Source organism: Aeromonas enterica, assembly GCF_054052465.1.
This window is the reverse complement of sequence record NZ_JBSTYL010000004.1, coordinates 100706-120589: the sequence shown is the minus strand read 5'-3', so window position 1 is coordinate 120589 and position 19884 is coordinate 100706. Positions and strand designations below refer to the sequence as shown.

The 19884-nt window shown below is 60.9% G+C and carries 17 protein-coding genes, 8 tRNA genes and 1 pseudogene; 18 read left to right on the top strand and 8 right to left on the bottom strand.

Annotated features, from left to right (window positions below; translation table 11 throughout):
• The first annotated feature begins 106 nt into the window (after positions 1-106).
• The 9 genes from ychF to ACW5XD_RS06465 all read left to right on the top strand — a co-directional run bounded on the left by ychF (position 107) and on the right by ACW5XD_RS06465 (position 2444).
• A complete protein-coding gene (ychF, locus tag ACW5XD_RS06505; protein WP_098983018.1) occupies positions 107-1198 on the top strand; it encodes a redox-regulated ATPase YchF in 1092 nt (363 codons plus the stop codon).
• A gap of 235 nt (positions 1199-1433) precedes the next feature.
• Positions 1434-1510, top strand: a tRNA-Met gene (locus tag ACW5XD_RS06500).
• 13 nt (positions 1511-1523) lie between these two features.
• Positions 1524-1598, top strand: a tRNA-Gln gene (locus ACW5XD_RS06495).
• A gap of 47 nt (positions 1599-1645) precedes the next feature.
• Positions 1646-1720 (top strand) — tRNA-Gln (locus tag ACW5XD_RS06490).
• 142 nt (positions 1721-1862) lie between these two features.
• Positions 1863-1937: transfer RNA gene (locus tag ACW5XD_RS06485), tRNA-Gln, on the top strand.
• Positions 1938-2070: 133 nt separating this feature from the next.
• A tRNA-Met gene (locus tag ACW5XD_RS06480) sits at positions 2071-2147 on the top strand.
• Positions 2148-2164: 17 nt separating this feature from the next.
• Positions 2165-2239, top strand: a tRNA-Gln gene (locus ACW5XD_RS06475).
• 36 nt (positions 2240-2275) lie between these two features.
• Positions 2276-2352, top strand: a tRNA-Met gene (locus ACW5XD_RS06470).
• 8 nt (positions 2353-2360) lie between these two features.
• Positions 2361-2444 (top strand) — tRNA-Leu (locus tag ACW5XD_RS06465).
• 189 nt (positions 2445-2633) lie between these two features.
• On the opposite strand, the gene ACW5XD_RS06460 is transcribed toward ACW5XD_RS06465, so the two are convergent.
• Positions 2634-4466, bottom strand: coding sequence for an SLC13 family permease (locus ACW5XD_RS06460; protein WP_456494169.1), 1833 nt, complete (start codon positions 4464-4466; stop codon positions 2634-2636).
• 295 nt (positions 4467-4761) lie between these two features.
• Between ACW5XD_RS06460 and pnuC the strand changes: the two genes are divergently transcribed.
• The 8 genes and pseudogenes from pnuC to ACW5XD_RS06420 form a co-directional block, all read left to right on the top strand.
• Positions 4762-5484, top strand: coding sequence for a nicotinamide riboside transporter PnuC (gene pnuC / locus ACW5XD_RS06455; protein ID WP_043135629.1), 723 nt, complete (start codon positions 4762-4764; stop codon positions 5482-5484).
• A complete protein-coding gene (locus ACW5XD_RS06450; protein WP_456494168.1) occupies positions 5481-6206 on the top strand; it encodes a nucleoside phosphorylase in 726 nt (241 codons plus the stop codon). The genes pnuC and ACW5XD_RS06450 overlap by 4 nt, the downstream gene beginning before the upstream one ends.
• 161 nt (positions 6207-6367) lie before the next feature.
• The gene (locus tag ACW5XD_RS06445; RefSeq protein ID WP_456494167.1) at positions 6368-7039 is read left to right on the top strand and encodes a Crp/Fnr family transcriptional regulator; all 672 of its coding nucleotides are present in this window, start codon (positions 6368-6370) and stop codon (positions 7037-7039) included.
• Between the two features lie 34 nt (positions 7040-7073).
• Positions 7074-7397, top strand: a complete 324-nt coding sequence (gene yqfB, locus ACW5XD_RS06440) for a N(4)-acetylcytidine aminohydrolase (protein ID WP_456494166.1) — start codon at positions 7074-7076, stop codon at positions 7395-7397.
• A gap of 78 nt (positions 7398-7475) precedes the next feature.
• Positions 7476-7856, top strand: a complete 381-nt coding sequence (locus ACW5XD_RS06435) for a DUF1622 domain-containing protein (RefSeq protein ID WP_456494165.1) — start codon at positions 7476-7478, stop codon at positions 7854-7856.
• A gap of 187 nt (positions 7857-8043) precedes the next feature.
• A complete protein-coding gene (locus ACW5XD_RS06430) occupies positions 8044-9675 on the top strand; it encodes an alpha-glucosidase (RefSeq protein ID WP_456494164.1) in 1632 nt (543 codons plus the stop codon).
• Between the two features lie 439 nt (positions 9676-10114).
• The gene (locus ACW5XD_RS06425) at positions 10115-11674 is read left to right on the top strand and encodes an ABC-F family ATP-binding cassette domain-containing protein (protein WP_456494163.1); all 1560 of its coding nucleotides are present in this window, start codon (positions 10115-10117) and stop codon (positions 11672-11674) included.
• 10 nt (positions 11675-11684) lie between these two features.
• Positions 11685-11924 (top strand): annotated as a pseudogene (locus ACW5XD_RS06420) (MFS transporter); the annotation flags it as partial.
• 182 nt (positions 11925-12106) lie between these two features.
• Here ACW5XD_RS06420 and ACW5XD_RS06415 read toward each other — a convergent pair.
• A complete protein-coding gene (locus tag ACW5XD_RS06415) occupies positions 12107-13471 on the bottom strand; it encodes an MDR family MFS transporter (RefSeq protein ID WP_456494162.1) in 1365 nt (454 codons plus the stop codon).
• Positions 13472-13655: 184 nt separating this feature from the next.
• Here ACW5XD_RS06415 and ACW5XD_RS06410 point away from each other — a divergent pair, with 184 nt between their 5' ends.
• On the top strand, positions 13656-14252 hold the full coding sequence (locus tag ACW5XD_RS06410) for an HAD family hydrolase (RefSeq protein ID WP_456494161.1): 597 nt from the start codon (positions 13656-13658) through the stop codon (positions 14250-14252).
• A 7-nt stretch (positions 14253-14259) separates the two neighbouring features.
• On the opposite strand, the gene ACW5XD_RS06405 is transcribed toward ACW5XD_RS06410, so the two are convergent.
• The 6 genes from ACW5XD_RS06405 to ACW5XD_RS06380 form a co-directional block, all read right to left on the bottom strand.
• Entirely contained in the window at positions 14260-14475 is a 216-nt protein-coding gene (locus ACW5XD_RS06405; RefSeq protein WP_456494160.1) for a hypothetical protein, read from the bottom strand.
• Positions 14475-14726 (bottom strand): hypothetical protein, encoded by a 252-nt coding sequence (locus tag ACW5XD_RS06400; protein WP_456494159.1) that lies wholly within the window; start codon positions 14724-14726, stop codon positions 14475-14477. Before ACW5XD_RS06400 ends, ACW5XD_RS06405 begins: the two co-directional genes overlap by 1 nt.
• Before the next feature lie 286 nt (positions 14727-15012).
• Positions 15013-15810 carry a 2-oxoadipate dioxygenase/decarboxylase family protein gene (locus tag ACW5XD_RS06395; protein ID WP_456494158.1) on the bottom strand — a complete coding sequence of 266 codons (798 nt, stop codon included), beginning with the start codon at positions 15808-15810 and terminating at the stop codon, positions 15013-15015.
• Between the two features lie 109 nt (positions 15811-15919).
• Positions 15920-17389 carry a succinylglutamate-semialdehyde dehydrogenase gene (gene astD / locus ACW5XD_RS06390; RefSeq protein WP_456494157.1) on the bottom strand — a complete coding sequence of 490 codons (1470 nt, stop codon included), beginning with the start codon at positions 17387-17389 and terminating at the stop codon, positions 15920-15922.
• Positions 17390-17460: 71 nt separating this feature from the next.
• Positions 17461-18480 carry an arginine N-succinyltransferase gene (gene astA / locus ACW5XD_RS06385; protein WP_456494156.1) on the bottom strand — a complete coding sequence of 340 codons (1020 nt, stop codon included), beginning with the start codon at positions 18478-18480 and terminating at the stop codon, positions 17461-17463.
• Positions 18481-18555: 75 nt separating this feature from the next.
• Positions 18556-19773: an aspartate aminotransferase family protein gene (locus tag ACW5XD_RS06380; protein ID WP_456494155.1), complete on the bottom strand. Its 1218-nt coding sequence runs from the start codon at positions 19771-19773 to the stop codon at positions 18556-18558.
• Between the last annotated feature and the right edge of the window lie 111 nt (positions 19774-19884).

Genomic DNA, 19884 nt, shown 5'->3' with positions numbered 1-19884 from the left:
GACATGATCAGGGCCATGAGCGGTTTCATACCGTCTCGATGGCCGAAAAAATATGACACGGGACGCCTGCGCCCCTCACAGCATCTATCAAGTAAGGTAACAATCCATGGGTTTTAAATGCGGTATCGTGGGCCTGCCCAATGTAGGTAAATCCACCCTGTTCAATGCGCTGACCAAGGCCGGCATCGAAGCCGCCAACTTCCCGTTCTGCACCATTGAGCCGAACACGGGTGTGGTTCCCATGCCGGATCCGCGTCTCGACCAGCTGGCGGCCATCATCAATCCCCAGCGTGTCGTGCCGACCACCATGGAATTCGTGGACATCGCCGGTCTGGTTGCCGGTGCCTCCAAGGGCGAAGGTCTGGGCAACCAGTTCCTGGCCAACATCCGTGAAACCGAAGCCATCGGCCACGTGGTGCGCTGCTTCGAGGACGAGAACATCATTCACGTTGCCGGCAAGGTCTCTCCGGCCGACGACATCGAGGTGATCAACACCGAACTGGCCCTGTCGGATCTGGACGCCTGCGAGCGCGCCATTCACCGCCAGTCCAAGCGCGCCAAGGGCGGCGACAAGGATGCCAAGCTGGAAGTGGAAACCCTGGAGAAGATCCGGGTCGCCCTGGAAAACGGCCAGATGATCCGTGGCATGAAGCTGGACAAGGATGAGCTGGCCGCCGTGAGCCACCTCAACTTCCTGACCCTCAAGCCCACCATGTACATCGCCAACGTGGCGGAAGACGGTTTCGAGAACAACCCCTTCCTCGACAAGGTGCGTGAAATCGCCGCTACCGAGAACGCGGTTGTGGTAGTGGTCTGCTGCGCCATTGAGTCTGACATCGCCGAGCTGGATGACGACGATCGCGCCGAGTTCATGGCAGATCTTGGCATCGAAGAGCCGGGCCTGAACCGGGTGATCCGCTCAGGTTACGAGCTGCTCAAGCTGCAGACCTATTTCACTGCCGGCGTGAAGGAAGTGCGTGCCTGGACCATTCCAGTCGGCGCCACCGCCCCGCAAGCGGCGGGCAAGATCCACACCGACTTTGAAAAAGGCTTTATTCGCGCCCAAACCATCGCCTTCGAAGACTTTATCACCTACAAGGGTGAGCAAGGCGCCAAGGAAGCAGGCAAGATGCGCGCCGAAGGGAAAGACTACATCGTCAAAGATGGCGATATCATGAACTTCCTGTTCAACGTCTAATCCCATGAGAGGCTAGCATTTGCTGGCCTCTCTGTTATCTGGCAGAACACAGCATCTTCCGGCAAATGTCGTAAAAAAAACCAGATTGTTGGGCTTTTGCACGACAGCGACCAATAACTCGCCAAACGCACCCAAATTCGGTTTTTCTGGCAAAAAAAGGGTTGACGCCCCAGAGCCAGATACGCATAATTCGGCCCGCACAGTGACGAGGCAACGACTCACTGGAAGCACGGTTGGCTATGTAGCTCAGTTGGTTAGAGCATCGCACTCATAATGCGAGGGTCACAGGTTCGAATCCCGTCATAGCCACCATTAATTGTTCAGTTGGGGTATCGCCAAGCGGTAAGGCAGCGGGTTTTGATCTCGCCATCCCTAGGTTCGAATCCTAGTACCCCAGCCATTTTTAAAAAGTTCTTTGCCAGTCTCGTGACTGTTGAGGAGCGCTGTTGGGGTATCGCCAAGCGGTAAGGCAGCGGGTTTTGATCTCGCCATCCCTAGGTTCGAATCCTAGTACCCCAGCCATTATTGCCTTTCATCGATTTCATCGGTGATCGCTGTGGTAAACGTAAGAGGTTTCGATCTCGTCAACGTGCATGGACTAGTTTCCTGATGCCACAGCAATGTTTAAAAGTTCTTTGCCAGTCTGACTGTTGAAGAGCACTGTTGGGGTATCGCCAAGCGGTAAGGCAGCGGGTTTTGATCTCGCCATCCCTAGGTTCGAATCCTAGTACCCCAGCCATTTTTACCCGTCATCGACCTGTCGATGATTTGCTGTGGTAAGCGTGAGAGATTTCGATCTCGTCAACGCGCCTAGGTCCAAACCCTAGTACCCAGCCATTTTTACTTGTAGACGACCCTGTCGCATACAAGACGGCTATGTAGCTCAGTTGGTTAGAGCATCGCACTCATAATGCGAGGGTCACAGGTTCGAATCCCGTCATAGCCACCATTTTGCAGTTGTTCAGTTGGGGTATCGCCAAGCGGTAAGGCAGCGGGTTTTGATCTCGCCATCCCTAGGTTCGAATCCTAGTACCCCAGCCATTTTTGACTTGTCAGCAATGACATTGGTGACAAGACGGCTATGTAGCTCAGTTGGTTAGAGCATCGCACTCATAATGCGAGGGTCACAGGTTCGAATCCCGTCATAGCCACCATTAATATTGCGGAAGTGGCGAAATTGGTAGACGCACCAGATTTAGGTTCTGGCGCCCTAGGCGTGAGAGTTCGAGTCTCTCCTTCCGCACCATTAATAGCAGTACCAAACAGACCAGCTCAGGCTGGTTTTTTTGTGCCCGTTTTTCGCCGTTTCTCCCCCCTGCTTGCCGTCCTTTTTCTGCCTTGCTCCCCTCTCATTCTGCTGCCACCCGAGCTCATGTGGAGCGACAAAAAAGCGGCCCGCAGGCCGCTTGTCTCTCTTTTCCCTGAATCAAACCGGTCAGAACGGGAAGAACCAGGGGATGGCGATCACGCTCACCACCATCACCAGCAGAGTGAAGGGCACGCCGATGCGTACGAAATCCACGAACTTGTAGTTGCCGGGCCCGAGCACCAGGGTATTGACCGGCGACGAGACCGGTGTCATGAAGGCCGCCGAGGCCGCGATGGCGATGGTCATGGCAAAGGGATAGGGGGAGATCCCCATCTGTTGGGCCGTTCCCAGCGCAATGGGTGCCATCAGCACAGCCGTCGCGGTATTGGAGATGAAGAGCCCGATCAGGGCGCACAGGGCAAACAGGCTGGCCAGCATCACGCGAGGGCCCATCTCACCGACGGCCGCGATCAGACCGCCGACAATCAGGTCCACCCCGCCGGTCTTCTGCAGTGCCAGGGCAAAGGGCAGCATGCCGACGATCAGGATCAGGGTGGGCCAGTGGATGGACTTGTAGGCGCTCTCCATGTCGATGCAGCGGAACTTGCCCATCAGCAGACAGGCTACCAGCGCCGCGATGACGTTGGGCACGGGATCCGTCACCATCAGCACTACCATGACCCCGAGACAGATCAGGGCGTGGATGGCCTGGCTGCGGGCCGGCGCCATCTCGTCCACCTCGGCGGGCAGGCCGAGCAGCAGGAAGTCGCGGCTGTGGGTCTGCAACTGGCGAATGAGGCTCCAATTGCCCACCACCAGCAGGCTGTCCCCCATCAGCAACGGGTCATCCACCAGCTTGCCGGTGAGCGCCTCGCCGTTGCGGCGGATCCCCACCACGCTCAGACCGTAGTGGGAGCGAAAGGCCACCTCGCGAATGCTCTTGCCGAGCAGACGGGATTCGGGGATAAGCGACACCTCGGCCATGCCCACCTCCCGCGCCTGATCGGAGAAGTACTCCCCGCGCAGTATCATGGGCTCGAGCCGCGCCTCGCTGCAGAACTCTCGCACATCCACCTCGGGGTCGGACATGTCGATCAGCAGCACGTCCTTGGCCTGGAACTCGGTGACGCCGGAGACAGTCACCATCACCCGCCGGAATTTGCGCCAGCGCTCCACCCCGATGACGTTGGCGCCGTAACGGGCTCGCAACTGCAGCTCGTCCAGGGTCTGGCCTATCAAAGGGGAGTCGGGCCGGATCGCCAGCCGGCGGGCCCGCCCGGCCAGCCGGTAATCACGGATGAGATCGCGCATGGTGCTGCGCCCCGCCTGCTTGCCTTTGCCCTCCTCCCCTTCACGTACCAGGGAGCCCCGCATCAGCAGCATATAGATGATGCCCATCACCAGTATGATCAGCCCCATGGGAGTGAAGCCGAAGAAACCGAAACCATGGATGCCGTGGCGCATCAACTCACTGTTGACCACCATGTTGGGCGGCGTCGCCACCAGCGTCATCATGCCGCTGATGAGGCCGGCAAAGCCGAGCGGCATCATCAGGCGACCAGCCGGGATCCCCATGCGGTTTGCCACGCTCAGCACCACAGGAATGAAAATGGCCACCACCCCTGTGCTGCTCATCACGGCCCCCAGCAGGGAGACAGCCACCATCAGCAGCACCAGCATGCGGATCTCGCTGCTGCCCGCCACCTTCACCAGCATGTCCCCCACCTGATAGGCGATGCCGGTGCGCACCAGCCCCTCCCCCACCACGAACAGGGCGGCGATCAGAATGACGTTGGGATCGCTGAATCCGGCCAGCGCCTCCGGCAGGGTCAAGGTGCCGCTCAGCACAAACAGTATGATGATCAACAAGGCGACTACGTCCATGCGTACCTTGTTGGTAATAAACAGATAGATGGCGCCCACCAGCATGCAGAGGACCCAGATCAGTTCGGAATTCACACTTGCTCCTTTCGTTCATGTCCGCCACGGCACAATGGGTGAAATGGCGGACTCCATCAGACCACAGCTTGTTCTGCCCCGGTTTGTTACATATCAATAAAGGACAGTGGGCATCATCGCATATCGGGGCACCCTGCGGTCCGCAAAAATGGCGAGCCTCTGCCGCCACCCTTTATCCATTCTTTGATGTGGCTCAGGCCGGTTCGGACAAAAGTCCTGCGTTAGCCCCCGTGCAGCCCCTAGAATAGGCCCGTTCCGATCACCCCCTTCTTCCAAATTTTCAAAGGAAACGAAAATGAGCATATTCGAGTGGTTCAGCATCAATCACACCCTGGTGACCATACCGCTGGGCGGCGGTTATGCCATGTCGTGGATTGAAGCCATCGGCACTCTGTTCGGCCTGGCCTGCATCTGGTTCGCCAGCCAGGAGAAGACCATCAACTACCTGTTTGGCCTCATCAACGTCAGCCTGTTTGCCATCATCTTCTTCCAGATCCAGCTCTACGGTCTGCTGATGCTGCAGCTGTTCTTCTTCTGCGCCAACGTCTACGGCTGGTACGCCTGGACCCGCCCCGCCAACGAGCAGGGAGACAGCTTGCAGATCCGCTGGCTCAGCAAGTCCAAGCTGATGGTGACCGCCGCCCTGAGCGTGCTGGCCATCGCCTTGCTGACCCTGTTTATCGACCCCGTGTTCGCCACCCTGGCCCGCACCTCGGTCGCCCTGCTCAACCTATTCGGGGCCGGTCTGGCTACCCCTGAGCCCTCCCCCGACGCCTTCCCGTTCTGGGATGCCAGCATGACGGTGCTCTCGGTGGTGGCCCAGATCCTGATGACCCGCAAATACGTGGAGAACTGGATCCTCTGGGTGGTCATCAACATCATCAGCATCGGCGTCTATGCCGCCCAAGGCGTCTACGCAATGTCGCTGGAGTACCTGATCCTGCTGTTCATCGCCGCCAACGGCACCCGCCTCTGGATGCTGGCCGCCAAACGCCCGCAGCAGGAAGTGATCGCATGAGCCTGCTGCCCCATCTGCAATGCCGCCCGGATCAGATCGCCGAGCGGGTGGTGCTGTGCGGCGATCCGGCCCGGGTCGATCGCATCGCCAGTCAGCTGCAAGGGTGCGAGTCGCTCGGCCAGAACCGGGAGTTTCGCCTGATCAACGGCCATCATCAGGGGCTGCCCGTCACCGTGTGCAGCACAGGCATCGGCGGTGCCTCCGCCGTCATAGCGCTGGAGGAGCTGGTGCAAGCGGGCGCCCGCTCGCTGGTCAGGGTCGGCTCCGCCGGCGCCCTGCAGCCGGACATAGGGTTCGGCGATCTCATCGTGGTGGAAGGTGCCGTGCGCCACGATGGCGCCTCGCTGGCCTATCTGCCCCCCGAGTACCCCGCCTGCGCCGACATTCGGCTGCAGGCCGCCCTGCTCAACCATATCGCCGCCAGTGGCCAGCCTCACTGGCACGGGCTGGTGCGCTCCCACGACAGCTTCTACCGGGATGACGAGCAGGCGGTGTGCCGCTACTGGCACGAACGCGGCGTGCTGGGGGCGGACATGGAGACCGCCTCCCTGCTCACCGTCGGTCGGCTGCGCAAGGTGCGGGTCGCTGCCGTGCTCTGCAACGTGGTGGCATTCGAGCAGGACGTGCAGCAGGGGGTAAGCGACTACGCGAGCGCAGAGGCGGCCATGATGGCCGGTGAGCGGCTGGCCATCGCCGCCGCGATCCATGCGCTGGCGCAATAAGCCAGCCACACCCCCGACCCGGATCTGATCAGCCCAGGAGCCGGCATCGCCGCCGGCCCCTGCCAAAACGTTAAGCCCGGCACATTCGGGGGCGCCGGCGCTGGCATCCGGCCCCCGCTCTTGCTAGCCTCATGGCCCTCGTTTCCCCGCGCGGGTTTCTCATGCAGCAACACCCCTATCCCCTTGGTCGCTTTCAGGCCGAACTTGAGCAGCTTGAGCCACGCTTTGCCGCGGCGCTGGCAGCGTGCACCCTGTTTCTGCGCCGCTACCTGCCGGGCGAGCCCATCATACGCCAGGGGGAGCAGAGCGAATGTCTCTATCTGGTGGAGACGGGGCGGGTCTCCCTCAACAGTGCCGTGCACTCGGGGCGCCTGTTTCAGCTCGGGGAGATAGCGTGTCAGCGCCAGATCTTCGGCGAGATGGAGTTCTTCAGCGCCACCCCGGTGCAGTGGAGCGTGGTGGCCGAGACCGAGCTGGACGCCGCCGTCATCTGCGCCGACAAGCTGGCCCAGCGGCTGCTGGCCGAACCCGAGCTGACTCTGTTCTTCGCCTCAGCCCTGGCCAGCGACTATCTGGATACCCTGGACATCACCACCAGCCGCCTGCTGCACCCCATCGCCTACAACATCGCCTTTGAACTGTGGCGCGAGCGCCAGCGCACCCCCATGCTGGGCTCGCGCAAGCGCTCCCACGAGGCGGCGCGCTTTGGCACCACGGAGCGCGTCTACCGCCGCGCCCTCAAGGAGCTGGTCAAACAGGGGATAGTGTGCGACGGCGCTGACGGCCCCACCATCGCCGACCTGGCCAGGCTGCGCACCTATCTCGACCTTTAATCTCGAATCACTCTTCACCCCTATCGGAGCATCCATGTCTATCCATACCTACCCCGAGTTAACTTTTTTCAGCCGTTTCGTGGCCGATATTCAGGCTGGCCGCAAGACCATCACCATCCGCGACGAGAGCGAAGCCCAATGGCAACCCGGCCAGCGCCTCGCCCTGTTCACCAACCCGGAACACCAGCCGTTCGGCGTCATAGAAGTGCTGTCGGTCAATGCGGTCGCCTTCGATGAACTGAGCGACGAGCACGCCCGCCAGGAGAACATGACCCTCGCCGAACTCAAGCAGGTGATCAGGGATATCTATCCCGAACTGCCGCCGCTCTATGTGATTGAATTCAAACTGATCGCCTGATGGATGGCCCGGTCCGGATTTGGCCCTGGCCGAGCAATATGTTAATAGTATTCCTTTTGAACCGTGGAGAAGCCGAACGTGTTTGAGATAGCAAGCCTGAAAGAGGGCATGATGCACGGGGTCGAGCTGTTCCAGCTGCTGCTGGAGATCATCTCCATCGCCTGCGTGGTGATAGGGCTTGGCAAAACGCTCTGGCTGGCGGCACGAATCCGGGATCACGCCCCCGGTTTCCCCCGCATCCGCCTCTGTTTCGGCAGCTGGCTCATTCTGGCGCTGGAGTTCCAGCTCGCCGCCGACATACTGGCCACCACAGTCGCGCCAAGCAAGGAGGAGCTGATCCGCCTCGCCATCATTGCGGTGATCCGTACCTTCCTGAACTACTTCCTCGGCAAGGAGCTGGAGGCGCAAGCGGAACGCCAGCAGGAGCAGCACGGCGAACCGGCCAGGGCTGCCCAATAACACGTCCAAACATCTTGCACCAAGGCGCCGCCATCCCTGTCCCGGCACAGGATGGCGGCGCTGTGACCCTCCCCTCACTTTTGGCAATCAGCCAACTATGGAACCCTTTTCAAACCTTCCCTCACCCTGTCGAGTACCCGCGCATCTGCGTAAGATAAAACATCGCTTCCCCCAACCGGCCCAGCTGATGAACAGAGACCCGCTCCACCTCGACCAGTGCGTCATCTACCAGATCTATCCCATGAGCTTTCAGGACAGCGATGGCGATGGCATGGGCGACATCAACGGCATCCGCCAGCGCCTCGGTTATCTGGCCACCCTGGGGGTCGATATGCTCTGGCTCACTCCCATCTATCGCTCCCCCAAGCGTGACAACGGCTATGACGTGGCTGACTACCGCGCCATCGACCCCGCCTTCGGCACCCTGGCCGAGATGGAACAGCTAATAGCCGACGCGGCCGCTCACGGCATCGGCATCGGCATCGGCATCATGATGGATATCGTCGCCAACCACACCTCCACCGAGCATGAGTGGTTTGTAGAGGCGCTGGCGGGGGATCCCCGCTATCAGGCCTATTACGTATTCCGGGACCGGGCCTTCGTCGACGCCCACCCGGTGCAGTCCATCTTCGGCGGCAGCGGCTGGCAATACGTACCGCAGCTCGATCTCTACTATCTGCACAACTTCGACATAAGCCAGGCCGATCTGGACTGGGACAACCCGGCGGTGCGGGCCGAAATGGCGCAGGTGATCAACTTCTGGCTGGGCAAAGGAATCAAAGGATTTCGCTTCGATGTGATCGACATGGTGAGCAAGGAGTGGTCGCCCCTTGCCATGAGCAACGGCCCGCGCCTGCACGACTATATCCGCGAGCTCAACCACGCCAGCTTCGGCAACAAGGGGATCATCACGGTCGGTGAAACCTGGGGAGCGGATCTCGCCCACATGCAGCACTATTCGAACCCGAATGGCAGCGAGTTCAGCATGGTGTTCAACTTCGAACATCTGGGGCTGGGGCAGGACAAGTGGTCATCGCATTTTGACCCTCTCGCCTTCAAGCGGGCCATGGCCCGCCACCAGCAGGGGCTGCACGACCGGGGCTGGAACAGCCTGTTTCTCGGCAACCACGACCTGCCCCGCGCCGTCTCCCGCTTTGGCAACGACAGCCCGAAGTGGCGCGAAACCAGCGCCAAGCTGTGGGCCATGGTGCTGCACCTGATGCAGGGCACCCCTTTCATCTATCAGGGAGAGGAGCTGGGCATGACCAACCGTCACTGGCAAACCGATGAGCTGCGCGACGTGGAAGCGATCCACTACAGTGCCAGCCAGGCGGGGCTGGATCCTGCCGAGCTCGCCCGCCGGCTCGATGCCATCGGCCGCGACAACGCCCGCACCCCGATGCAGTGGGATGCCGGCCATCACGCAGGCTTTAGCACCGCCACGCCCTGGATTGTGCTCAACACCAACCACCTCGAGATAAATGCCGCCGAGCAGCTGGCCCGCCCCGATTCCCTGTTTCACTGCTACCGCCAGCTGATCGCCCTGCGCAAAGCCCACCCCGTCATTCGCCATGGCGACTTCGAGCTGCTCGATGGTGACGATCCGCAGCGCATCAGCTACCGCCGCCGCTGGCAGGATCCGGCAAGCGGAGAGCGGCACACCCTGCTGCTGCTCGCCAACCTCACAGAGCGTCCCTTGGTCATGCCGCACTTTGACCAGGTGGAAGAAAGTGCCACCCTGCTAATAGGCAACTACCCGGATGTGCCCACGACCACCTTCGCTCCCTATCAGGCCGCCGTCTGGCTGTACGAGCCGTAAACCGAGGAGGCGCGGGTGAAAATCAGGTGCCTGTTGATAGCGCCAGGGGGGATATATGCGGGTTGAGCATCGAGCTCATTGCAGGGCATCCGGTTGACTGACGCCAGAAACATGCGTACTTTGCGAGCAGAATTTTTGTTGGACCGCTTTTCCATGTTGTACATCCTGTTCAAATGCTCTGTCAGGAGGCTGTGCTCCGTGCACTGACACGATGAAGTGTTGCCCGGAGCCATTCCTCTTCTGAATCTTCATCAGCTGCGTGCATGCCCTCTCACAGGGAGGCGACCCCGCATCTGATGAAAACAGGAGACTCAGGCCGGCGAGATGCTTCATCGCCGGCCTTTTTGTTTCTGATATTCAGGACAAAGTTTCAATATTGCTTGAAACGGGGGGCCGGTACGCCAAGTACCGCCCCCCGTTTTTTTATGGATGTAGCATCATGAGTTTACTCACCATTCAAAACCTGACTTGTCACATGGGTGACAAGACCCTCTACCAGCAGGCCAATTTCACCCTCTTCGCCGGCGAGCATATCGGCGTCACGGGAAAAAACGGGGCAGGTAAAAGCACCTTGCTGAAACTGCTGCAGGCGGAGCTGTTGCCCGACGGGGGCGATATCCTCTGGCAGCCCGCAGTGCGCCTCGGTTATCTGGATCAGCATGGCGAGATGGATCCGCAGACCAGGGTGCGCGATCAGCTGCAATCCGCCTTTGCGGATCTCTACCGGCAGGAGGCCGAGATGATGGCCATCTACGCCTGCCCGGCGAAACGTGTCCAAGCCCGCCATCTGGCACGCGCCGCCACCCTGCAGGCCAGCCTGGAAAGCCGGTCGTTTTATCAGATTGACAGCCGCATCGATGCGGTGGCTGATGGCCTGGGGATCACGCCATTGGGCATGCATACCCGGCTGGGGGAATTGAGCGGCGGACAAAGGCACAAGGTCATGCTGGCCCGCCTGCTGTTGCTCGCGCCGGATGTCCTGCTGCTGGACGAGCCGACCAATTATCTGGATACCCGTCACCTCGACTGGCTGGCGAACTATCTGAGCGGCTTCAAGGGAGCCTTTATGCTGGTCTCCCACGACCAGGCCTTCCTGAACCGGATTGCCACGGCCATTTGCGACATAGACCGGCAGCAAATCCGCAAATTCAAGGGCAATGTCGACAAGGCCATGGCCCAGAAAGCCAGCGAGGATGCCGCCCACGGGAGGCAATATCTGGCGCAGCAGCGACATATCGACAAGCTGGAACGGTTCATCGACAAAAACGGGGCCGGGGTCAATGCCAGCATCGCCAATGGCCGCAAGAAGCAGCTGGCACGCATAGACAGGCTGGCCGCACCGGAGCAGGAGAAGTCCCTCTCCTTCTCGTTTCGCTCGGCCCCGCACAGTGGCCAGCAGCTGCTCGCCGCCACTGAGCTGGTCATTGGCTATCAAGGCCCCCTGTTGGCGCCCATCTCGCTGACCCTGAGCCGTGGCGACAAGCTGGTGATTGCCGGTTTCAACGGCATAGGCAAATCCACCCTGCTGAAAACCCTGGTGGGTGAACTGCCCGCGCTGGCCGGTCAGCTCGCCCTGTCACCGGCGCTCAAGCTCGGTTATTTCGAGCAGGCGCTGTGCTGGCACGACCCGGATGCCACACCTGTCAATCTGGTGAAAGCTGTGTGCCCGGGCGTGGATGACAAGGTGGCCCGGCAGCATCTGGCGCGGTTTGGCATCACGGGAAAGCAGGCCGTGCAGCCGATTGCCTCCCTCAGTGGCGGCGAGCAGACCAGAGTGAAACTGTGCCGACTGGCCCTGCAACCCAGCAACCTGCTGGTGCTGGATGAACCGACCACGCACCTGGATGCCGACGTCAAAGCGGCCCTGAAGCAGGCCTTGCAGGGCTATCCAGGCACTGTGGTGCTGGTTTGCCACGAACGGGAGTTCGTCGCCCACTGGCCAGATCGGGTGGTGGAGACCTCGTCCCTCACCGCCGCCGACCACATTGAGCATGGTTAAGGTAGAAGATATGTTATTGAAAATATTGCTGTTCTTGATTGCATTTCTGGTGGGGGCCGATGAGCTTATGCTGGGTACCCTCTCGGATCGTCTGGGCCGAATGAAGATGATGCTGCCTGCCACCCTGCTGTTTGGCGCCGCCTCTGTCGTCACGGGCCTGGTGGAAAGCTTTGAATGGGGACTGGCAAGCCGGGTGCTCACCGGTCTGGCCAGTGCCGGCATGTTGTCCATCGCCTTTGCCATGGCCGCCCTGGCCATGCTGCTGTTCGGCAGCGCCATTGCTCTGCTGTGCCCCGTAAAACCCGCCATGTGATCCCGGCAGGTGTGCGCTCTGGGCACACGCCCATCAGTGCAACGGGCCGGCCGGTGGCACCGGATAACAAAGAGGGCTCCCCGCAGGGAGCCCTCTTGCTATTGCATGTCGACGGTTGCTCAGGCGTGGATGCTGGCCAGCTCGTGCCGCTTCAACGCCAGCAGCGTGATGAGGAAAGCGGCGGTGGCGATCAGCGCCATGCCGATATAGGTGGCACTGAAACCGGGAGCCAGCTCGGCCGGGCTCAGGCTGGCCAGATTGTGGCTGGTGCCCGCTGGCAGGGCGGCATGGAACAGCACGGAGCAGATGGCGACCCCGACCGCGCCCCCCAGCTCACGGCCGAAGTTGAACAGCGACATGCCGATACCGCGATCCTCCCGTGGCAGGGCGTTTTGCACCACCACAGAGAGCGCCGGCAGCACCAGGCCCAGCCCCAGACCGGCGAAGCCCAGCCCCAGATTGGCCCAAACATCGAAGTGGATCTGCCACAGCGCCAGCGCCGCCAAGGCAAAACCTACCACCACGAAGCGTTTGTAGTAACCGGTGCGGCCGATCAGCTTGCCGCCGACGAAGGCTCCCGCTGTGATGCAGACCATGAAGATCACCATGTAGAGACCGCTCTCGCTGGCTCCCATCCCCTTCTGCCACTGCATCTGCAGCGGCAGATAGACCAGCACAGCGAACATCAGCAGTTGCGAGGCCAGCGCCAGCAGTACGCTCACCAGATAACCGGGCAGCCGGGCCAGATGGGCGGGCAGTATGGGATCGTGGGCACGCCGCTCCACCAGAATAAGCAGCAGCAGGGCTATCGCCAACCCCACCGCCAGCCAGATGGCGGGCAGGGCAGTCTCCGGCGAGAGCAGCAACAGGCTCAGCGTGGTGACGGTAATGAGCAGCGCGGCCCCCTTCCAGTCGAAACGACTGTGGCGGCGCACATTGAGGTGGCCCAGGTTGCGGTTCACCAGCCAGAGCGCAAGCGCCCCGAGCGGCAGGTTGATCCAGAAGATCCAGCGCCAGCTCAGCTGCTCGGTGAAGTAGCCGCCGAGCAGGGGGCCGGCGATGCTGGAGACCGCATAGACGGCCGAAATATAACCCTGATACTTGCCCACCTCCCGCGGCGGTATGCTGTCGGCGATGACGGTGAAGGCGAGCGCAATCAGGCCGCCTCCCCCCAACCCTTGCAGCACCCGGGCCGCCAGCAGGGTCGGCAGATCCTGAGCCAGACCGCAGGCCACGGATCCGGCCAGAAACAGGCCGATGCCGATGTTGAGCATGCGCACCCGGCCGAACATGTCGCTCAGCTTGCCGTAGATGGGCAGGGCGGCGGTGGCCGCCAGCAGGTAGGCGGTGACTACCCAGGTGAGGGCGGCACCGGCGTTCAGCTCGGCGCCTATGATGGGCAGCGGGGTGGTGACTATGCTCTTTTCCAGTGAACCCAGGGCGATCACCAGGGCCACGCTTGAGAAAATGGTTTTTGGGGACATATATGGGCTCGCTAATTTGAAATGCCAGAATCTGCGGCACAGAGCTTATTATTGTCTCATAAATCATCAACCGATGGCCAAAACCACTGCCATGGCGCCGCCAGCGTGCAACCATGACGAAGGTCGCGGCACATGCCCGGTGGATCTGGTAGTGTGAACTTTTGGCTCAAGAGGAAGCAGACCCATGTCCGAGCAGTTCCGGTTTGATCAATACGACGCCCTGATTTTCGATATGGACGGCACCCTGGTGAACTCCATGCCCCTGCATCTGGATGCCTGGGAGGCAACCAGCGCCGAATTCGGTCTGCCGTTCAATCGGGCGCAGCTCAATGAATACGGCGGCATACCCACCCGCAAGATAGTCACCATCCTGGCTGAGCAGCACGGGCTGGATATCGATGTGGATGCCTTCACCCGGCGCAAGGTGGCTCTCTATCTGGCACATATCGACAAGGTCAGCGTCTTCCCCTCCATGTGGGAGCTGGTCAAGCGCTGCCACGGCAAGGTACCCATGGGCATAGGCACGGGCTCATCGCGGGATCATGCACAGCGCATTTTGAAAAATACCGGCCTGGATGCCTATATCTCGGTGCTGGTCAGTGCCGATGATATCGACAACCACAAGCCCCACCCGGACACCTTCCTGAAGGTGGCCGAGCTGCTCGGTGCCAATCCCGCCAACTGCCTGGTGTTCGAAGATACCCAGATCGGCATTGAGGCAGGCAAGGCCGGCGGCATGACCACCTTGCTGGCCACCGAAGGTGCGCTGCAACGGGTGTGAGACCGGGTTAGCGAAACATTCGCCACTGCTGCCAAAGTCCGCCAAGGAAGGCGAGCAGGAAGAGGCCCAGGGCCATCTCCCAATGGAAAGTGAAATAGAGATCCGCTGGCAGGGACGCCAGATAGATAAACAGGACGCTGAACAGGCCGCGACAAAGTGGCCCTTTCAAGACGGACCAGCGCAGCAGCGTGACAACGCCAACCCCCTTGCCAGACGGGGCCATCAGCTCACCCCCAGCTGGCCAAGAATGCCGGTGACGGTATACCACGGATTGTGCGCCCTGCACTCCTCTTCCAGCGCCTCATGATCCTGCAACAGCGTCAGCGTCTCGGACGGGGTATCGGCAAAAGAGGGGGCAACGACAGTCACAAACCCCTGCTCGACCAGTTGGCGACGCTCATCGCCATAACCGACCGCCCAGGTATCGAGATAGGTAAATGACTGGCCTTGTTTGAAGAAGTGATAGCGAAACATAGCGGGCTCCGAAGGGTTGGACCCCCACTCTACATCAGCGGTTGCAAACTGGCTCACCCCGAATGGGTAACCAGCGCAGCCTCAAACAGGCCGAACGATCTTCATGACATGACTCCGCACAAGGTGTGATATCCACCGCCAGAGGGCGCGATGGTCCGCTCAAGCGGGCAGTTTCATGCCAGCGAAAAACCCGGGAGCACAGGGCCAAGGCGGGTAAAGGGGCATCTGGCCTGCGTAAAATCCATAAAAAAACGCCCCTCGCGGGGCGTTTTGCCAGCCATCGCCGTTACATGGCGTTGGTAGATTCGAAGATCTTGTCGGCCGAGGCTTCGACGAAGCCCCGGTAGAGCACGCCGTCGGCCTGCGGGTAGCGCAGGGCGAACTCGTAGAAGCAGCTCGGGATGGTACGCACGCCGTCGGTGAAGGCCACGTCCGCCTTGTCGGCCATGGTGGAGGATTGCTCCAGCATCACCTGCGGGTCCCCTTTCACCTCGCCCCCCACGGTGTTGAGCACGAAGCCGGCCGCCTTGAGGGCGGCGTTGACCTGTTGGATGGTATCGAACTGCTTGAGGCGATTGATGTTGACCGTGAAGTGGTTGGCACGATAACCCCAAGCCGCCATCCAGGCTGCATACTCACTCTCCGCCAGCAGGGTCTGGTAATCATCCCAGGAGACCTGCCAGGGGGCGCCCGTGTAGAGGAATGCCTGGGTATCGGTCAGGTGATCGGGTACCTGATCCGCCAGCTTGTGAATGATGGCCTGGGCAGCCTCGGAGAGTTCTTCCACCTTCAGCTCGCTGATGAACACCTTGGGGGCATCCGGATCTTTATGCTCGAAGTGCTTGGCGTAGAGCTTCTTGGCCTTGAACACGTACTCGCCCTTCTGCTCGTAACCGAGCGCCAGGAAGTGGGCGGCCAGCTTCTCCAGCCCCAGCTTGGGCAGGTTGTAGGTGCGAAACGCCACGTGATCGTTGACGATGGGCTCGCCGCCACCCAGCAGGGTGTGGACCTTGAGGGCACTCGGGGTGACTTGAATGTAGTTATCCCACAAGTGACCGAACAGGGTGTCGATATCCTTTTGCATCTCTCTTTCCTTTGATTGCGGGTACAGACAAGGGCACCTGTTCAGTGCCCCTTTTATTGTCGTGGTCAGGCGCTGGCTCCAACGCAGAAAGCGCCCGCCTTTGTCTTGCTTAGAACGTCAGGCCGGGGGACAGCTGATCCGGCATGGCGGCTTTGCTGTCTTCGACGGAAGCCACCGGGTACGCACAGTAGTCGGCGGCGTAGTAGGCGCTAGCCCTGTGGTTGCCGGAGGCACCTATGCCGCCGAACGGCGCGGCGCTGGAGGCGCCGGTGATGGGCTTGTTCCAGTTCACGATGCCGGCGCGGATCCGCTTGAAGAAGTGCTGCCAGTCCGCCTCGCTGTCACCCAGCAGGCCGGCCGAGAGGCCGAAGCTGGTGGCGTTGCCCTGGTCGATGGCGGCATCGAAATCGTCGTAACGAATGAGCTGCAGCAGCGGGCCGAAATACTCTTCGTCCGGCAGCGCGCTCACAGCAGTGACATCTATGATGCCCGGGGAGACGAAGCCGGTGCCCGCTTCCAGGTGCTTGAGGGTGAGCAGGCTCTCGCCACCCAGCCCTTGCAGCTTGGCTTGCGCCTCGACCATGCCGAGCGCAGCTCGCTCGCTGATCATGGCGCCCATAAAGGGTTGTTCGGCGGCGTCATAGAGGCCGACCTTGATCTGGCCGACCACCTCCACCAGACGCTTGACCAGGGCATCGCCCCGGGCGCCGCGCTCGACAAACAGACGGCGCGAGCAGGTGCAGCGCTGACCGGAGGTGATGAAGGCGGACTGGACTATGGCGTGAACTGCGCCGTCGATGTCGCTCACATCCTTGACGATGAGCGGGTTGTTGCCGCCCATCTCCAGCGCCAGGATCTTGCCGGGCTGACCGGCAAACTGCTGGTGCAGGAAGTGGCCGGTACGGGACGAGCCGGTGAAGAAGAGACCGTCGATATCCGGGTTGCCCGCCAGCGCCTTGCCGGTTTCCACCTCGCCCTGCACCAGGTTGAGCACGCCCTTGGGCAGCCCCGCCTCCTGCCAGATCTTCAGCATGGCCTCGGCCACCATGGGGGTCAGTTCGGAAGGCTTGAACACCACGGCATTGCCTGCGATCAGCGCAGGCACTATGTGACCGTTCGGCAGATGGCCCGGGAAGTTGTAGGGGCCGAACACGGCGACCACGCCGTGGGGCTTGTGGCGCACGAACGCCTTGGCGCCCGGCATGGGGTTTTCGACCGTGCCGGTGCGCTCGTCATGGGCGCGGATGGAGATGGCGATCTTGCCCTGCATGGCGGCCACTTCGGTGCGGGTCTCCCACAGCGGTTTGCCGGTTTCGCGGGCTATGGTGAGCGCCAGCGCCTCCTTGTGCTCGCCGAGCAGCTCGGCGTAACGGCGCACTATGGCAAGACGCGCCTCCAGGCTCATATCAGACCAATGGTAGAAGGCGCTGCGGGCGGCCTTGACGGCGGCATCCACCTGGGCGGCGCTGGCGGCGCCCCCTTGCCAGATCACCTCGTTCTTCGCCGGATCCCTTGACTCGAACGGCTTGCCTTCACCGGCAAGCCATTGACCGTCTATCAGTTGTACTAACTGGCTCATCCATTCACTCCCTGTGGTTCACAAGCAGCCTCGGCTGCCTGCTTCATATGCGGTTTTACTGCCAATACGGCTCAATCGAGATCGACGGCACGCACCATGTCGCCATCCTGCACCTTGAGTGCCGTCGCCATCTTGGGCGGAATGATGGCCTCATGCTTGTCCAGATCGACCCGGATATTGCCGTAGCAGGCGCGGTAGTGCTCATAGCGGGTGTTGCAGACCAGATGGGTCTTGCCGCCGATGGGCTCACCCACCAGCACCCGCAGCCTCTGGCTGCGGCGCACGCTGCGGATATTCTTCACGTCACACTCGACGGTGGGGCCGGCATCGAAGATGTCGACATACCCCCGGTTCACAAAGCCCTCGTCCTGCAGCATCTTGATGGCCGGACGGGTCTTCTCGTGGGTCTGGCCGATGACGGCCCGGGCCTCGTTGCTCAGCAGGTTGACGTAGATGGGGTACTTGGGCATCAGCTCGGCGATGAAACGCTTCTTGCCGATGCCGGTGAGATAGTCGACGGTGGGAAAATCCATCGAGAAGAAATGCTTTTGCAGCCACTCGTAGAAGGGGCTGTGACCGTCGCTATCGGAGACACCGCGCATCTCGGCAAAGACGGTATCGTCGAACAACTCGGGATGCTCGGCCATGAACAGGAAACGGTGCTTGGAGAGCAGGCGGCCGTTGAGCCCCTCGCGGGCGCATTCACGCAGAAACAGGGTGCAGAGTTCGGAATTGCCTGTGTAGTCATTGGACAGGGTGAGCGTCTCGACCACGTTGTAGATGCCGAGCTTGGGGGAAGAGTGGACCACCTTGCCGATGTGATAGTTGTAAAACGGCTGGGACAGGCCCACGGCCGCATCGATGGCACAGGTACCGACCATTTCGCCGGTCTCCAGATCCTCGGCCACGAAGAAGTAGAGGCAATCACCCTTACCCGCCGGTTTGTCCGAGAAGGTCTGGGTCGAGGCATCTATCTTGCGCTGCAGCAGTTCATCGTTGACGGGCAACGAGGTCATGCCGGTGCCGGATTCGATGGCACAGGTCTTGAGACCGGCAAAATCTTTTTGCTCGATGGGACGGATAACCAACATAAATGACAACTCCCTTTCATTGACGACAGGTGGGGTCCCGGCTCCTGCCGGGAGGGCTCCCCACCTCAATTTGGATCAGGCGTTAACCACCTGGGCAACCGCTTTCTCGAACCGGGCCAGCCCTTCCTTGATGTCCGCTTCCGGGATAACCAGGGACGGAGCGAAACGCACCACGTTGGTACCCGCTACCAGTGCCATCAGCCCCTGATCAATGGAGGCCAGCAGGAAGTCACGGGAACGGCCCTTGTAGTCGTCGTTCAGCACGGCGCCGAGCAACAGGCCCTTGCCACGCACTTCGCTGAAGCAGTGGTACTTGGCATTGATGGCGTCGAGCCCGGCGCGGAACAGCTGTTCACGGTGCTTGATGCCGCTGAGCACTTCCGGGGTGTTGACCACGTCGATCACCGCCTCGGCCACCGCACACGCCAGCGGGTTGCCGCCGTAGGTGGAGCCGTGAGTACCCACTTTCAGGTGAGCCGCGATTTCATTGGTGGTCAGCATGGCGCCGATGGGGAAGCCGCCGCCGAGCGCCTTGGCGCTGGTGAGGATGTCCGGCGTGACACCCAAACCCATATAGGCAAACAGATCGCCGGTACGGCCGACCCCGGATTGCACCTCGTCATAGACCAGCAGGGCATTGTGCTTGTCGCACAGCTCACGCACGCCCTTGGCGAACTCGTCGGTCGGACGAATGATGCCGCCCTCCCCTTGCAGCGGCTCCATCACCACGGCGCAGGTATTGTCGGAGATGACCGCAGCCAGCTCCGCCAGATCGTTGTAGGCCACATGGGTGATATCCGCCGGCTTGGGACCGAAACCATCCGAGTAGGCGGCCTGGCCACCAACGCTGACGGTAAAGAAGGTACGACCGTGGAAACCCTGATGGAAAGCGATGATCTGGGTCTTGTGCGCCCCGAACTTCTCGATGGCATAACGACGGGCCAGCTTGAGAGCGGCTTCGTTGGCTTCGGCGCCCGAGTTGCAGAAATAGACCTTGTCGGCGAAGGTGGCGGCGACCAGCTTCCTGGCCAGGCGCAGGGCCGGTTCGTTGGTCATTACGTTGGAGAGGTGCCACAGTTTCTCGCCCTGGGTTTTCAGGGCTTCGACCAGCTTGGGATGGCAATGGCCCAGACCATTGACGGCAATCCCGCCGGCAAAATCGACATACTCACGGCCTTCCTGATCCCAGACACGTGACCCTTCACCACGCACCGGGATGATCTTGGCGGGCGCATAGTTGGGAACCATCACTTCATCAAACACTTCACGTGTCACTGCCAACAACTCTGACATATTGCTCTCCTTCGATCTGGCGACAGAATAATCCACCGCCCAAAAGTTAAATCCATGTAAACACATCGGCATTGTCACAGAAAAAAAGCTAAAAGTCTGCAACAAAGCGAG